This window comes from Streptomyces sp. GbtcB6, assembly GCF_019091475.1.
Lineage (GTDB): Bacteria > Actinomycetota > Actinomycetes > Streptomycetales > Streptomycetaceae > Streptomyces > Streptomyces hyaluromycini.
This window is the reverse complement of sequence record NZ_JAGXJL010000004.1, coordinates 115356-130403: the sequence shown is the minus strand read 5'-3', so window position 1 is coordinate 130403 and position 15048 is coordinate 115356. Positions and strand designations below refer to the sequence as shown.

The window sequence follows — 15048 nt, the reverse complement described above, 5'->3', positions numbered from 1 at the left end:
TGTGGAAAACGTCTGCCACGGTCTGTGGAAAACTCGCGGGAGCGTGGCCGGTGAGCGAGCCCGGACGTCGTATGACCTGCGGCGACCTCCGGCGCGGAGCCCCGGTGCCCCGGGCCGGGAGGGCCGGCGGCCCCGCCCGGAGTGGCGATGGCCACGCCGTCGGCCTCGTCCCCGGGGCTGCGCCCGGCGGCCGGTGCTGAGTACCGTTCCGTGCGAGTGCCGGGCAGCGGCACACCTGGCGGTCCCGGATCGGCCGCCCGGACGACGTGGCGGGATCGGGGAACGGGGCGGCATGGACGACGCGTACGACGAGGGCGCGGACGCCCCGCTCGGGCCGGACGGCCCGAGCGGGAGGCGTCCGGAGCCGGAGTCCGCCCCACCGGCGCCACCGGGCAGGCCGCCCCTCCCCCGTTCCGGCGTCGCCGCCCTCTCCCCCCGCTACCAGGTCGGCGCGGCCTTCGCCCTCGCCCTGGTGGCCGTCGCCGCCTGCGTGCACCTCGGGATGGTGTTCCTGAGCGTGGCGCCGGCGAACACGGTGACCAAGCAGCACGGCAAGGCGATCGAGGAGTGGGTGTACCCGGAGTTCGAACAGAACTGGAAGCTCTTCGCGCCGAACCCGCTGCAGCAGAACATCGCCGTTCAGGTGCGTGCCGCCGTCCTGATGCAGGACGGCACCACGACCACCACCGGCTGGAACGACCTGTCGGCACAGGACGGCAGGGCCATCGACGGCAGCCTGCTGCCCAGCCACACCGTGCAGAACGAGCTGCGCCGGGCCTGGGACTTCTTCACGACCACGCACGGCACCGACAACCGCCCGATCGGCCTGCGCGGCTCCCTGTCCGAGCAGTACCTGCGCCGGATCGTCGTGATGCGTATGTACGCGGGGGACGCCACGAGCCAGAAGGGCACCATCGAGCGTGTCCAGGTGCGCTCCAGCACCACCAACGTGCCGCCGCCTGACTGGAGCGGCGAGAAGGTCTCCGACACGCCCGTCTACCGGGTGCTCCCGTGGTGGACGGTCACGGCGGACGAAGCGAACGGCGGTGTGCGGTGAACCGTCTCGCCCTGTGCCTGTCCCGTGCCATCGCCCGGGTCACCGAGGCGGCGCTCGGCCCCTACCAGACGGCCGTCGTCCGCATCGGCTTCGCCGCCACCTGGCTGCTGTTCCTGCTGCGCGAGTACCCGCACCGCCAGGAGCTGTACGGCCCCGACGGCCCCTGGAGCTTCGACCTCGCCCAGCAGCTGACCGCCGACAACCACGCCTTCACGGCGTTGCTGGCCTCCGACAGCCAGGCCTTCTTCGAGGTCTTCTACTTCCTCGCCGTCGTAGCCGGCGCCCTGCTGCTGGTGGGCTGGCACACCCGCGCCACGTCCCTGCTGTTCATGATCGGCGTGCTGTCCCTGCAGAACCGCAGCGTCTTCGTGGGCGACGGCGGCGACAACGTGCTGCACCTGATGTCCTTCTACCTGGTGTTCACGCGCTGCGGCCAGGTGTGGTCGCTGGATGCGCGCAGGGCGGCCCACGCGAGCGCCGCACGCGCGCGTGGCGAGCGAGTGGCCCCCGACCGGGCGGGCCCCGCCCTGTGGGCGGTGTCGGGTCTCGTGCTGCTCGTGGCGGCCCTCACCGGCCGCACCGGCGGCGGCTGGCTGGTCCCGGCCGTCCTGTGGGCGACCTGGGCGGGCGCCGCCCTGTGGTGGGCGGCCGGCCGCTGGGCGCGCACGCCCGAGCCCCGGATACTGCTCGACGTCATCGCCAACATCCTGCACAACGGCGCCCTGTTCGTGATCATGGCCGAGGCCTGCCTGATCTACGCCACCGCCGGCTGGTACAAGATCCAGGGCTCCCGCTGGCAGGACGGCACCGCCGTCTACTACCCGCTCCACCTGGACTACTTCTCGCCCTGGCCGGCCCTCGCCGACCTGCTGTCCGCCAACGGCACGCTGGTGATGCTGGTGACCTACGGGACGGTCATCGTGCAGGTCGCCTTCCCGTTCACGCTGTTCAACCGGCGGGTCAAGAACGTGCTGCTGGCCGCGATGATGACCGAGCACGCGGTGATCGCGGTCGTGCTCGGCCTGCCCTTCTTCTCGCTGGCCATGATCGCGGCGGACTCCGTCTTCCTGCCGGCATCCTTCCTGCACCGGCTCGGCGGCTGGGCGGCACGCGCGCGTGACCGAGTCTTCCGCCGGACCGACCCCGAGCTGCCCGTGCAGCGCTTCCCGGAGGCCGACGAACAGCCCCGCGTAGGCTTCGGGGCATGACCGACCCCCTGGACCACTGGGCGCGGCTGGCCGGCTCGGCCGTCCTCCTCGACGGCTTCCACGCCCTCAAGCACGCACTGCGCTTCGGCGCGGAGGTGCCGGTGGCGGTCACGACGGACCGGGCGGCGGCGCTGGCCCTGGCGGACGAGCTGGCGCCGGACGTACGGGAGGCGCTGGCCGCACTGCTGACGGAGGTGCCGTCGCAGACGTACGCGTCCCTCGTCCCGCGCCCGCACCCCACGGCGGTGGCCGCCCTGGCCGTACGGCCGTCCCGCGAGGCCAACCTGCGTGAGCTGGGCCGTGTCCCGCGCACCGCCCCGATCGTGGTCCTCGACGAGCCGCGCAACCTGGGCAACGCGGGCGCGGTGATCCGCCTGGCCGCGGGCTTCGGAACGACCGGAGTCATCACGACCGGAACCCTCGACCCCTGGCATCCGACGGTCGTCCGCGGCGGCGCGGGCCTCCACTTCGCCACGGCGGTGGAGCGGCTGACGGTGGCGGAGCTGCCCCAGGGCCCGCTGTTCGCCCTGGACCCGGAGGGCGAGGACATCAGGGCGGTGAAGCTCCCCGACGACGCGATCCTCGCCTTCGGCTCGGAACGGACGGGACTCTCGGCCGACCTGCGTGCGCGAGCCGACAACTTGCTGCGGCTGCCGATGCGCCCTCAGGTGAGCAGCTACAACCTGGCCACCAGTGTTGCCATGACCCTGTTCCACTGGAGCGCCCCGTAAGGGGGATGGGCCGAGGCGCCCCGTCAGGGGCGCGGGGCTGTTCTGGAGATGCGGCTGCCGCCGCGTGGGCGCGACCAGCCCCGACGGCGCCGCACCGGCCATGCAACCGTCCGCCACAACGGCGGCACCGCCCAGCTCGGCACCGCCGATCAACGCCGTCGTGGCGGAGCGCCGTTGCGGCGGCCCAAAGGGTGGCGGCGACAGCCAGGAACGGCGCCTGCCGCTGACGTCGGCCGGTCGCGCGTCCCGCGCGTTACGCCTCCCGCCTCACCTCGATCACCCGGAACCGGCTCGCCACGAACGCCCCGTCGCACAGCGCCGCGTTCGCCGCCGGGTTGCCGCCCGAGCCGTGGAAGTCGGAGAAGGCGGCCGTCTGGTTCACGTACACCCCGCCCACCAGGTTCAGCGACAGCTGGGCCGCCTCCTCCAGGCAGACCTCCTCCACCGCGCGCTCCACGTCGGCGTCGACCGTGTACGCCCCGACCGTCATCGCGCCCTTGTCGCGGACCGTCCGCCGCAGCAGCTCCACCGCGTCGGTGGCCGAGTCGACGGCGACGGCGAAGGACACCGGGCCGAAGCACTCGCTCATGTAGGCGGCCTCGTCGTCCGGCTTGGCCCCGTCCAGCTTTACGATCACCGGCGTCCGGACGACCGCGTCCGGGAACTCCGGGTTGGCGATCTCACGGGAGGCGAGGGCGACCTCGCCGAGCCCGGCGGCGGCCTCCAGGCGGGCCTTGACGTCGGGGTTGACGATGGCGCCGAGCAGCGCGTTCGCCCGGGCGTCGTCGCCGAGCAGGCCGTCGACCGCGCGGGCGATGTCGGCGGCCACCTCGTCGTACGTCTTCGGGCCCTCGTCGGTGCGGATGCCGTCGCGGGGGATCAGCAGGTTCTGCGGGGTCGTGCACATCTGGCCGCTGTACAGGGAGAGCGAGAAGGCCAGGTTGGAGAGCATCCCCTTGTAGTTGTCGGTCGACTCCACCAGCACCGTGTTGACGCCGGCCTTCTCCGTGTACACCTGTGCCTGGCGGGCGTTGGCCTCCAGCCAGTCGCCGAAGGCGGTCGAACCGGTGTAGTCGATGATCCTGATTTCCGGGCGGGTCGCGAGTGTCTTGGCGATGCCCTCGCCGGGGTGTTCCGTCGTCAGCGCCACCAGGTTCGGATCGAAGCCGGCCTCGGCGAGCACCTGGCGGGCGACCTGCACGGTGAGGGCCAGCGGCAGCACCGCGCGGGGGTGCGGCTTCACGAGGACCGCGTTGCCGGTGGCGAGGGAGGCGAACAGGCCCGGGTAGCCGTTCCACGTCGGGAACGTGTTGCAGCCGATGACCAGCGCGATGCCGCGCGGGACCGGCTTGAACGTCTTCGTCAGCGCGAGCGGGTCGCGCTTGCCCTGCGGCTTGCTCCACTCGGCCGCGTCGGGGGTGCGGGCCTGCTCCGCGTAGGCGTAGGCCACCGCCTCCAGGCCGCGGTCCTGGGCGTGCGGGCCGCCCGCCTGGAACGCCATCATGAAGGCCTGGCCGCTGGTGTGCATGACCGCGTGCGCGAACTCGTGCGTCCGGTCGCTGATCCGCTTGAGGATCTCCAGACACACCACCGCGCGCGCCTCCGCGCCGGCGTCGCGCCACGCGCGCTGTCCGGCCTGCATCGCCGGCAGCAGTGTGTCGACGTCCGCATGCGGGTAGGTCACGCCCAGCTCGATGCCGTACGGGGAGACCTCGCCGCCGGTCCAGTCGTCGGTGCCGGGCTGGCCGAGGTCGATGCGGTTGCCGAGGAGGGCGTCGAAGGCGGCCTTGCCCGCCGCCGCGTCCAGGCTGCCGTGCTCGCCGTAGGCCTTGGGGTGCTCGGGATGGGGGGACCAGTACGCGCGTGTGCGGATCGCCTCCAGCGCCTGGTCAAGCGTGGGCCGGTGCTTGGCGATCAGCTCGTGCGCGGTGAGTTCGGCGGTCATGCGGGACCAACTCCTCGTCTGATGAGCTCCCCTCGAAGCTCATGACCTGGGCGGAAACGGCCGGACAGAGTTAGAGTAACCGAACGATCGGTCGGGACAAGGGGGCCTGCCGCATCTGTGGAAAACCCCGTGCGGGAGGATCGCGCACATGACAGCACTCGACCTCAGCAGCACCGTGGGAGTCGTCGGCACCGGCACCATGGGCCAGGGCATCGCCCAGGTCGCACTCGTCGCGGGCCATCCCGTCCGGCTGTACGACACGGTCCCCGGGCGGGCCGGGGAGGCGGCCGCGGCGATCGGCGCCCGCCTCGACCGGCTCGTCGAGAAGGACCGGATGACGGCCGCCGCCCGGGACGCCGCCCTCGCCCGGCTGCTGCCCGCCGGCGAGCTCACCGAGTTCGCCGACTGCACGCTGGTCGTGGAGGCCGTCCTGGAGCGGCTGGAGGCCAAGCAGGAGCTCTTCCGGGCCCTGGAGGACATCGTCGGCGAGGACTGTCTGCTCGCCACCAACACCTCGTCCCTGTCGGTGACGGCCATCGGCGGCGCCCTGCGCAGCGCCTCCCGCCTGGTCGGCCTGCACTTCTTCAACCCGGCCCCGCTGCTGCCGCTGGTGGAGGTCGTCTCCGGGTTCGCCACCGACGTCACGTCGGCCACGCGCGCGTACGAGACCGCACGCTCCTGGGGCAAGACGCCGGTCGCCTGCGCGGACACCCCCGGCTTCATCGTCAACCGCATCGCGCGGCCCTTCTACGCCGAGGCCTTCGCGGTCCACGAGGCGCAGGCCGCCGACCCGGCGACCATCGACGCGGTGCTGCGCGAGAGCGGCGGCTTCCGGATGGGCGCCTTCGAACTGACCGACCTGATCGGCCAGGACGTCAACGAGTCCGTCACGCACTCCGTGTGGCAGGCCTTCTTCCAGGACGTCCGCTTCACGCCCTCCCTGTCCCAGCGCCGGCTGGTCGAGTCCGGCCGTCTCGGCCGCAAGACCGGGCACGGCTGGTACGACTACGCGGACGACGCCGAGCCCGTCGAGCCGCACACCGCCGAGCCCGCCGACCGGCCCGCCTACGTCGTCGCCGAGGGTGACCTGGGCCCCGCCGCCGAAGTGCTCGCGATGATCCGCGAGGCGGGCATCCAGGTCCGTGAGGAGGACGAGGACCACGGCACCCGCCTGGTGCTGCCCAGCGGCGGCCAGCTGGTCCTCGCCGACGGCCAGACCTCGGTGGAGTTCCGGGACGTCGTCTACTTCGACCTCGCCCTCGACTACCGCCGCGCCACCCGCATCGCCCTGTCCGCCGGACACGACACCCTGCCGCAGACGATCAGCGAGGCCATCGGTCTCTTCCAGGCGCTCGGCAAGCAGGTCAGCCTCATCGGCGACGTCCCCGGCATGATCGTCGCCCGCACGGTCGCCCGGATCGTCGACCTCGCGCACGACGCCGTCGCCAAGGGCGTCGCCACCGAGGAGGACATCGACACCGCGATGCGCCTGGGCGTCAACTACCCGCTCGGCCCCTTCGAGTGGAGCCGCCGCCTCGGCCGCGACTTCGCCTACGACCTCCTCGACGACCTGCACCTGCGCGATCCGAGCGGCCGCTACGCGCCCTCCCTCGCGCTCTACCGCCACGCCTACGCCACCGAGAAGCGGGAGGGCGCCTCATGACCACCGCCAAGCGCGACACCTACACCCCCGAGACCCTGCTCTCGGTGGCCGTCCAGGTCTTCAACGAGCGCGGCTACGACGGCACCTCCATGGAGCACCTCTCCAAGGCGGCGGGCATCTCCAAGTCGTCGATCTACCACCACGTCTCCGGCAAGGAGGAGCTGCTGCGCCGCGCGGTCAGCCGGGCTCTGGACGGCCTGTTCGGGATCCTCGACGAGGAGCACGCGTGCGTGGGCCCCGCCGCCGACCGCCTGGAGCATGTCGTACGGCGCATGGTCGAGGTGCTGATCACCGAACTGCCGTATGTGACGCTGCTGCTGCGGGTGCGCGGCAACACCGACACCGAGCGGTGGGCGCTGGAGCGGCGCCGGGACTTCGACCACCGGGTCGCCGACCTGCTGAAGGCGGCCGCCGCCGAGGGGGACATACGCAGTGACGTCGAGGTGCGCCTCGCCACCCGGCTGGTCTTCGGCATGGTCAACTCGATCGTGGAGTGGTACCGCCCGAACGGACACGGCATGAGCGAGCGCGAGGTCTCCGAAGCGGTCGTCCGGCTCGCCTTCTCCGGACTGCGCGCGCACTGACCTCAGCCCTGCGGCTCCAGGTCCTCCTCCTCGAACACCAGCAGCGTGCGGCTGCTGAGCACCTCGGGGATGGCCTGGAGCCGGGTGAGCACCAGCTCGCGCAGCGCCCGGTTGTCGGGCGTGTGCACGAGGAGCAGTACGTCGAAGTCCCCGCCCACGAGGGCGATGTGGGAGGCGCCGGGCAGCTGTCGGAGCTGCTCGCGGACCGTGCGCCAGCTGTTCTGGACGATCTTCAGCGTGATGTAGGCCGAGGTGCCCTGGCCGGCCCGCTCATGGTCCACGCGGGCGCCGAAACCGCGGATCACCCCGTCCTCGATGAGCCGGTTGATACGCGCGTAGGCGTTGGCGCGCGAGACATGGACGCGTTCGGCGACCGACCGTATCGATGCCCGGCCGTCCGCCTGGAGGATCTGCAGGATGTCCTGATCGATGGCGTCCAGCGGGCGCGCGGGCGGCAGCGCGGCACGGTCCTGCGGCCCCTCGGCCATTTGTTCAGGTGCCATGTCCCCCCGCCTCCCTACCATGGACGTACTGCGTTCATTCCAGGCTGTGGAGAACCGTTTGTCCACAGCCTGGAGCCGCCTGTAGCCAAAATGTGCCGACGACCGAACAATCGGTAGGTGGGACGGGTCACAGGCGATCCGTCTCCCGTAGCCACCCCCATGAGGAGGTGCCGTCATGACGGTCATGGAGCAGCGCGGCGCATACCGCCCGTCGCCGCCGCCCGCCTGGCAGCCCCGGACGGACCCCGCGCCGCTGCTGCCCGACGAGCGCCCGTACCGCGTCCTCGGGACGGAGTCGGCCGCCAAGGCCGACCCGGAGCTGCTGCGCCGGCTGTACACCCAGCTCGTGCGCGGCCGCAGGTACAACGCCCAGGCGACCGCCCTCACCAAACAGGGCCGCCTCGCCGTCTACCCCTCCAGCACCGGCCAGGAAGCCTGCGAGGTCGCCGCCGCACTCGCCCTCGAAGAGCGCGACTGGCTCTTCCCCAGCTACCGGGACACCCTCGCGGTGATCGCCCGGGGCGTGGACCCCGTCGAGGCGCTCACCCTGCTGCGCGGCGACTGGCACACCGGCTACGACCCCTACGCCCACCGCGTGGCCCCCCTCTCCACCCCCCTCGCCACCCAGCTCCCGCACGCCGTCGGCCTCGCCCACGCGGCCCGCCTCAAGGGCGACGACGTGGTCGCGCTCGCCATGGTCGGCGACGGCGGCACCAGCGAGGGCGACTTCCACGAGGCCCTGAACTTCGCCGCCGTCTGGCAGGCCCCGGTCGTCTTCCTGGTCCAGAACAACGGCTTCGCCATCTCCGTCCCGCTCGCCAAGCAGACCGCCGCCCCCTCCCTGGCCCACAAGGCCGTCGGATACGGCATGCCGGGCCGCCTGGTCGACGGCAACGACGCGGCCGCCGTGCACGAGGTCCTCGCCGGTGCCGTACGGCATGCGCGCGAGGGTGGCGGCCCGACCCTGGTCGAGGCGGTCACCTACCGGATCGACGCCCACACCAACGCCGACGACGCCACCCGCTACCGCGGCGGCGCCGAGGTAGACACCTGGCGCGACCACGACCCGATCCTGCTGCTTGAGCGCGAGTTGACCGACCGTGGCCTGCTCGACGAGGACACCGTCCGGCGCGCCCGCGAGGACGCCGAGACAATGGCCGCCGACCTGCGCGAACGCATGAACCGCGACCCCGAACTCGACCCCATGCACCTCTTCGACCAGGTGTACGCCGAGACCACCACGCAACTGCGCGAACAGCGCGCCCTGCTCCGCGCCGAGCTGGAGGCCGAGCAGCAGGACCAGGAAGGCGGCCACCGATGACGACCGTCGCCGTCAAGCCCGCCACCATGGCGCAGGCACTCACGCGCGGGCTGCGGGACGCCATGGCCGCCGACCCCGCCGTGCACGTCATGGGCGAGGACGTCGGCACCCTCGGCGGGGTCTTCCGGGTCACCGACGGCCTCGCCAAGGAGTTCGGCGAGGCCCGCTGCACCGACACCCCCCTCGCCGAGGCCGGCATCCTCGGCACCGCCGTCGGCATGGCCATGTACGGACTGCGCCCGGTCGTGGAGATGCAGTTCGACGCCTTCGCCTACCCCGCCTTCGAACAACTCATCAGCCATGTCTCGCGGATGCGCAACCGCACCCGCGGCCGGATGCCCCTCCCGATCACCGTCCGCGTCCCCTACGGCGGCGGCATCGGCGGCGTCGAGCACCACAGTGACTCCTCCGAGGCCTACTACATGGCCACCCCCGGCCTGCACGTCGTCACCCCCGCCACCGTCGCCGACGCCTACGGCCTGCTGCGCCGGGCCATCGCCTCCGACGACCCGGTCGTCTTCCTCGAACCCAAGCGCCTGTACTGGTCCAAGGACACCTGGAACCCCGAGCACCCGACGGACGTTGAACCCATCGGCCGCGCGGTGGTGCGCCGCACAGGACGCAGCGCCTCGCTCATCACCTACGGCCCGTCCGTACCGGTCTGCCTCGAAGCCGCCGAGGCCGCCCAGGCGGAGGGCTGGGACCTCGAAGTCGTCGACCTGCGCTCCCTGGTGCCGTTCGACGACGAGACGGTCTGCGCCTCGGTACGGCGCACCGGGCGCGCGGTCGTCGTACACGAGTCGGGCGGGTTCGGCGGACCGGGAGGGGAGATCGCGGCACGCGTGACCGAGCGCTGCTTCCACCATCTGGAGGCGCCGGTGCTGCGCGTGGCCGGGTTCGACATTCCCTACCCGCCGCCGATGCTGGAGCGCCACCACCTGCCCGGCGTCGACCGCATCCTGGACGCGGTGGCGCGTCTGCAGTGGGAGGCCGAGGGCTGATGGCACAGGTGCTGGAGTTCAAACTGCCCGACCTCGGGGAGGGGCTCACCGAGGCGGTGATCGTCACCTGGCTGGTCCAGGTGGGCGAGGTCGTCGCGATCGACCAGCCGGTCGTCGAGGTCGAGACGGCCAAGGCGATGGTCGAGGTCCCCTGCCCCTACGGCGGTGTGGTCACCGCCCGCTTCGGCGAGGAGGGCACCGAACTGCCCGTCGGCGCCCCGCTCCTGACGGTCGCCGTCGGCGAGGCCACCACGGTCCCCGAGGCGGAGGGCTCCGGCAACGTCCTGGTGGGATACGGCACGGGGACGCCTCCGGCGCGCCGCCGACGCATCCGCAACACCGCCCCGGAGCGGGCCAACGGCACAGCCGACCGGGGTGCCGCCCCGGAACCGGCACCGCACGCCGCCGTCGCGGAAGCGGCCCCCCACGCGCAGGTGCCCGCACTGCCCTCTCCGCTCACCGAGGGCCCCGTCCCGGTGATCTCCCCCCTGGTCCGCCGCCTCGCCCGGGACAACGACCTGGACCTGCGCCGGCTGTCCGGCTCGGGCCCCGACGGCCTGATCCTGCGCGCCGACGTCGAGGACGCCCTGCGGGTCAGCGCGGCCCGCGCCGCCGCCCCCCGGACCGCGCCCACTCCCTCGACGGCTCCCTCCGGCACCCGCACCCCCCTCAAGGGCATCCGCGGCGCGGTCGCCGACAAGCTCTCCCGCAGCCGCCGGGAGATCCCCGACGCGACCTGCTGGGTGGACGCCGACGCGACCGAGCTGATGCGTGCCCGCACCGCGATGAACGCGGCGGCGGGCCCGAAGATCTCCCTCCTCGCACTCCTCGCCCGGATCTGCACGGCCGCCCTGGCCCGCCATCCCGAGCTGAACTCCTACGTCGACGTCGAGGCCCGCGAGATCGTCCAGCTCGACCACGTCCACCTGGGCTTCGCCGCCCAGACGGAGCGCGGCCTGGTCGTCCCCGTCGTCCGCGACGCCCAGGCCCGCGACGCCGAGTCCCTGACGGCGGAGTTCGCTCGCCTGACCGAGTCGGCCCACGCCGGCAAGCTCACCCCCACGGACCTCACCGGCGGCACCTTCACCCTGAACAACTACGGCGTCTTCGGCGTGGACGGCTCCACCCCGATCATCAACCACCCCGAGGCGGCGATGCTCGGCGTGGGCCGCATCGTCCCGAAGCCCTGGGTCCACGAGGGCGAGCTGGCGGTCCGCCAGGTCGTCCAGCTGTCCCTGACCTTCGACCACCGGGTGTGCGACGGCGGCACGGCGGGCGGCTTCCTGAGGTACGTGGCCGACTGCGTGGAGCAACCGGCGGTGCTTCTCAGGACGCTCTGAGCGCCCCTGCCTGAAGGGGCGCGGGGCTGTATCAATATGCGGCTCCGCCGCGTGGACGCGATCAACCCCACGACCCGCACTCGCGCAGGGCCGCCACACCCCCGTCCCTTGGGCGCACATCCGCAACCACACCCTGCGGATCCCACGCCTCCCATCGGTTCCCCGTGATCAGAACGCCCCCCATACTCGAAAGGTGACCGCCACCGACCCCCCGCCCTACGACGCGATCGTGCTGGCCGGCGGTGCCGCCAGGCGCCTCGGCGGGGCCGACAAGCCCTCCGTCCGGGTAGGCGGCCGCCCCCTCCTCGACCGCGTCCTCGCGGCCTGCGCCGGCGCACGGCGGACCGTCGTCGTGGCGGCCCCCCGCCCCACTTCCCGCCCGGTCCGCTGGACCCGCGAGAACCCCCCGGGCGGCGGCCCGGTCGCCGCCCTCGACGCCGGCCTGCGTCACACCACCGCCGACTGCGCGGTCGTACTGTCGGCAGACCTCCCGTTCCTCGAAGAGGCAACCGTGGAGCGCCTGTTGTCGGCCCTCCGCGCCTCCGGTGCGGATGCCGCGCTGCTCACCGACGCCGACGGCAGGGACCAGCCCCTCGTCGCGGCCTACCGCACCACCGCACTCCGCCACACCCTCGCGGCCCTCGCCGAAGGCAACGGCAACGGCGGCGACAACGGCCTCACCGGCCTCCCGCTGCGGCGCCTGACCGCCGCACTGGACCTCACCCGCGTCCCGGACCCCCTCGCGTCCTTCGACTGCGACACCTGGGACGACATCGCCGACGCCAGGGCACGCATCAGGGAGCATGGGCACGTGTTGGATGAATGGATCTCCGCAGTCAAGGACGAGCTGGGCATCGACCTGGACGTCGACACGCACGTCCTGCTCGACCTGGCCCGGGACGCCGCGCACGGCGTGGCCCGTCCCGCCGCCCCGCTGACCACCTTCCTCGTCGGCTACGCGGCCGCACAGGGCAAGGGCGGCCCCAAGGCGGTCGCCGAGGCGGCCCACAAGGCCGCCGCGCTCGCCCTGCGCTGGGCGGAAGAGGCGAACACCGCCGGCGAGAAGCCCGCTGGCGAGAAGCCTGCCGCCGAGAAGCCCGTCGGTGAGAAGCCCGCCGCCGAGAAGCCTGCCGCCGACGGGCCGGGCTCCGACAAGCCGGGCCCCGGCAGCCCTGCCCCCGGGCCCGGCCGGTGACCGCCCCCGGTACCCGGGCCGGCACATCCGCCGCCGCGGACACCGACGACGATCTCGACGTCGAGGAGGCGCTCGCCCTCGTGAGAGAGCCCAGGGAGCCCCGGCAGGACGCGACCGCCGCGCCCACCCACCGCGGCGCGCACGCCCAGGGCGAGCACGCCCACGGCGGACCGTCGGCGCACCGCCACCGCGCCACCCCCTGGCCCCAGGCCCGCGAGACCGCCGCCCGCGCCGCCCGGTCCGGCGCCCGCCGGGTCCCCGTCTCCGTACCGCTGGCCGACGCCCTCGGACTGACCCTCGCCGTCCCGCTGAACGCGCTCACCGACCTGCCCTCCTTCGACACCTCCGCGATGGACGGCTGGGCGGTCGCCGGCCCCGGCCCCTGGGACGTACGCGAGGAGGGTGTGCTGGCCGGGCACGCGCAGCCCGAGCCGCTCACCGACGGCGAGGCGGTCCGCATCGCCACCGGCGCCCGGATCCCTGCGGACACCACCGCGGTGCTGCGCAGCGAGCACGGCCGTCTCGACGCCCAGGGCCGACTGCACCCCACCCGTGAGATGGTCCACGGCCAGGACATCCGCCCGCGCGGTCAGGAGTGCCGTAGCGGCGACCAGTTGCTGCCCGTCGGCACCCTGGCCACCCCGGCCGTCCTCGGCCTCGCCGCCGCCGCCGGATACGACACCGTCACCGCGGTCCCCCGCCCCCGCGTCGAAGTCCTGATCCTGGGCGACGAGTTGCTGACCGAGGGGCTCCCGCACGACGGGCTCATCCGGGACGCGCTCGGCCCGATGCTGCCGCCCTGGCTGCGCGCGCTCGGCGCCGAGGTCACCGCCGTACGCCGGCTCGGTGACGACGCCAAGGCCCTGTACAAGGCGATCACCTCCTCGACAGCCGATCTCGTCGTCACCACGGGCGGCACCGCCTCCGGGCCGGTCGACCACATCCACCCCACCCTGGAGCGCATCGGCGCCGAACTCCTCGTCGACGGCGTCAAGGTGCGCCCCGGCCACCCCATGCTGCTGGCCCGCATCAAGCAGAACCAGCACCTCGTCGGCCTCCCCGGCAACCCGCTCGCCGCCGTCTCCGGCCTGCTCACCCTCGCCGAACCCCTCCTGCGTACCCTCGCCGCCCACCCGGCCCCCGAGCCGTATGCGGTGCCGCTGGCAGAAGCGACGCACGGACATCCGTACGACACTCGGCTCGTCCCGGTCGTCCTGCGGGGCGACACCGCGATCCCGCTGCACTACAACGGCCCGGCCATGCTCCGTGGCATCGCCGCCGCCGACGCGCTCGCGGTCGTGCCGCCGGGCGGAGCACAGCAGGGTGAGGAGACGGAACTCCTTGACCTGCCGTGGGCGGCCGCGGGCGTCGGAGTGTGTTTCACGTGAAACTTCCGGGCCAGGACGCCATCGCCCGCCAGGCGGACGAACACCTGGTGACCCATCGGGTGAAACTCCCGACGAAAGTGGTGGAGCGCCCGATCCGCCAGGTCGCCAAACGGCTGTCCATGGCCCTGCTGGTGCTGGTCGCCACCGCGTTGATCGTCTACGCCGACCGCGACGGCTACACCGACAACTCCGACGGCTCCGTCGACCTCCTCGACGCCTTCTACTACGCGACCGTCACCCTCTCCACCACCGGCTACGGAGACATCACCCCCGTCAGCGACGGTGCGCGGCTCACCAACATCTTCGTCATCACGCCCCTGCGCGTGCTGTTCCTGATCATCCTGGTCGGCACCACGCTCGAAGTCCTCACCGAACGCACCCGGGAGGAATGGCGCCTGAACCGCTGGAGGTCCGCCTTGCGGGATCACACCGTCGTCGTCGGGTTCGGGACGAAGGGGCGGTCGGCGATCCAGACCGTCTGTGCGACCGGGCTGAAGGCGGAGCAGGTGGTCGTGGTCGACCCGAGCTCCAAGGTGATCGAGGCGGCCACCGCCGACGGATACGCGGGGGTCATGGGCGACGCGACCCGCAGCGATGTGCTGAAGCGGGCCGAGGTGCAGCGGGCCCGGCAGATCATCATCGCGACCCAGCGTGATGACACGGCTGTGCTGGTGACCCTGACTGCCCGGCAGCTCAACAAGGCCGCGAAGATCGTGGCCGCGGTCCGCGAGGAGGAGAACGCGCCGCTGCTCAAACAGTCCGGCGCCGATGCCGTCATCACCAGCGCCAGCGCCGCCGGGCGGCTCCTCGGGCTGTCCGTGCTCAGCCCGGCCGCCGGCATGGTCATGGAGGACCTCATCCAGCAGGGCAGCGGCCTGGACCTCGTGGAACGTCCGGCGGTCAAGGCCGAGGTCGGCAAGACCCCTCGCGAGACGGCCGACCTGGTGGTGAGCGTCGTACGCGGACACCGGATGCTCGGGTACGACGATCCGGCCGTCGGCACGATCGAGCCGGCGGACCGGCTGATCACGATCGTGCGGGCCTCGCCGGGCACCCGGATCGCGCCGGACGTACGACCGCTGCCCCGCGCCTGACCGGGCGAGCAGCCGGGG

The 15048-nt window shown here is 72.8% G+C and carries 13 protein-coding genes; 11 read left to right on the top strand and 2 right to left on the bottom strand.

The genetic code is table 11. The annotated features are described in order from the left end of the window. The first annotated feature begins 292 nt into the window (after positions 1-292). From KVT45_RS08475 to KVT45_RS08465, 3 genes are read left to right on the top strand one after another with little or no spacing between them, the layout of a single operon-like run. Positions 293-1057, top strand: coding sequence for a DUF5819 family protein (locus KVT45_RS08475; protein WP_217545901.1), 765 nt, complete (start codon positions 293-295; stop codon positions 1055-1057). Continuing rightward, complete coding sequence (locus KVT45_RS08470; RefSeq protein WP_217545900.1) at positions 1054-2265, top strand: HTTM domain-containing protein; 1212 nt, start codon at positions 1054-1056, stop codon at positions 2263-2265. The genes KVT45_RS08475 and KVT45_RS08470 overlap by 4 nt, the downstream gene beginning before the upstream one ends. Then, positions 2262-2996 (top strand): RNA methyltransferase, encoded by a 735-nt coding sequence (locus tag KVT45_RS08465; RefSeq protein ID WP_217545899.1) that lies wholly within the window; start codon positions 2262-2264, stop codon positions 2994-2996. Before KVT45_RS08470 ends, KVT45_RS08465 begins: the two co-directional genes overlap by 4 nt. 253 nt (positions 2997-3249) lie before the next feature. Here KVT45_RS08465 and paaN read toward each other — a convergent pair whose 3' ends face one another. Continuing rightward, complete coding sequence (gene paaN / locus KVT45_RS08460; RefSeq protein WP_217545898.1) at positions 3250-4941, bottom strand: phenylacetic acid degradation protein PaaN; 1692 nt, start codon at positions 4939-4941, stop codon at positions 3250-3252. Positions 4942-5089: 148 nt separating this feature from the next. Between paaN and KVT45_RS08455 the strand changes: the two genes are divergently transcribed. Both KVT45_RS08455 and KVT45_RS08450 read left to right on the top strand, forming a co-directional pair. Then, positions 5090-6604, top strand: a complete 1515-nt coding sequence (locus tag KVT45_RS08455; protein WP_217545897.1) for a 3-hydroxyacyl-CoA dehydrogenase — start codon at positions 5090-5092, stop codon at positions 6602-6604. Continuing rightward, the gene (locus tag KVT45_RS08450; protein ID WP_217545896.1) at positions 6601-7188 is read left to right on the top strand and encodes a TetR/AcrR family transcriptional regulator; all 588 of its coding nucleotides are present in this window, start codon (positions 6601-6603) and stop codon (positions 7186-7188) included. The genes KVT45_RS08455 and KVT45_RS08450 overlap by 4 nt, the downstream gene beginning before the upstream one ends. Before the next feature lie 2 nt (positions 7189-7190). On the opposite strand, the gene KVT45_RS08445 is transcribed toward KVT45_RS08450, so the two are convergent. Next, positions 7191-7676, bottom strand: coding sequence for an Lrp/AsnC family transcriptional regulator (locus tag KVT45_RS08445; protein WP_089100396.1), 486 nt, complete (start codon positions 7674-7676; stop codon positions 7191-7193). A 190-nt stretch (positions 7677-7866) separates the two neighbouring features. On the opposite strand from KVT45_RS08445, the gene pdhA reads away from it, so the two are divergent. The 6 genes from pdhA to KVT45_RS08415 all read left to right on the top strand — a co-directional run bounded on the left by pdhA (position 7867) and on the right by KVT45_RS08415 (position 15030). Then, positions 7867-9012 carry a pyruvate dehydrogenase (acetyl-transferring) E1 component subunit alpha gene (pdhA, locus tag KVT45_RS08440; RefSeq protein WP_217545895.1) on the top strand — a complete coding sequence of 382 codons (1146 nt, stop codon included), beginning with the start codon at positions 7867-7869 and terminating at the stop codon, positions 9010-9012. Continuing rightward, entirely contained in the window at positions 9009-10013 is a 1005-nt protein-coding gene (locus KVT45_RS08435) for an alpha-ketoacid dehydrogenase subunit beta (RefSeq protein ID WP_217545894.1), read from the top strand. Before pdhA ends, KVT45_RS08435 begins: the two co-directional genes overlap by 4 nt. Further along, complete coding sequence (locus tag KVT45_RS08430; protein WP_217545893.1) at positions 10013-11353, top strand: dihydrolipoamide acetyltransferase family protein; 1341 nt, start codon at positions 10013-10015, stop codon at positions 11351-11353. The genes KVT45_RS08435 and KVT45_RS08430 overlap by 1 nt, the downstream gene beginning before the upstream one ends. A gap of 193 nt (positions 11354-11546) precedes the next feature. Further along, positions 11547-12548: an NTP transferase domain-containing protein gene (locus KVT45_RS08425; RefSeq protein WP_217545892.1), complete on the top strand. Its 1002-nt coding sequence runs from the start codon at positions 11547-11549 to the stop codon at positions 12546-12548. Then, the gene (locus KVT45_RS08420) at positions 12545-13936 is read left to right on the top strand and encodes a molybdopterin molybdotransferase MoeA (protein ID WP_217545891.1); all 1392 of its coding nucleotides are present in this window, start codon (positions 12545-12547) and stop codon (positions 13934-13936) included. The genes KVT45_RS08425 and KVT45_RS08420 overlap by 4 nt, the downstream gene beginning before the upstream one ends. Next, positions 13933-15030 (top strand): TrkA family potassium uptake protein, encoded by a 1098-nt coding sequence (locus KVT45_RS08415; RefSeq protein ID WP_217545890.1) that lies wholly within the window; start codon positions 13933-13935, stop codon positions 15028-15030. The genes KVT45_RS08420 and KVT45_RS08415 overlap by 4 nt, the downstream gene beginning before the upstream one ends. Positions 15031-15048 lie beyond the last annotated feature (18 nt).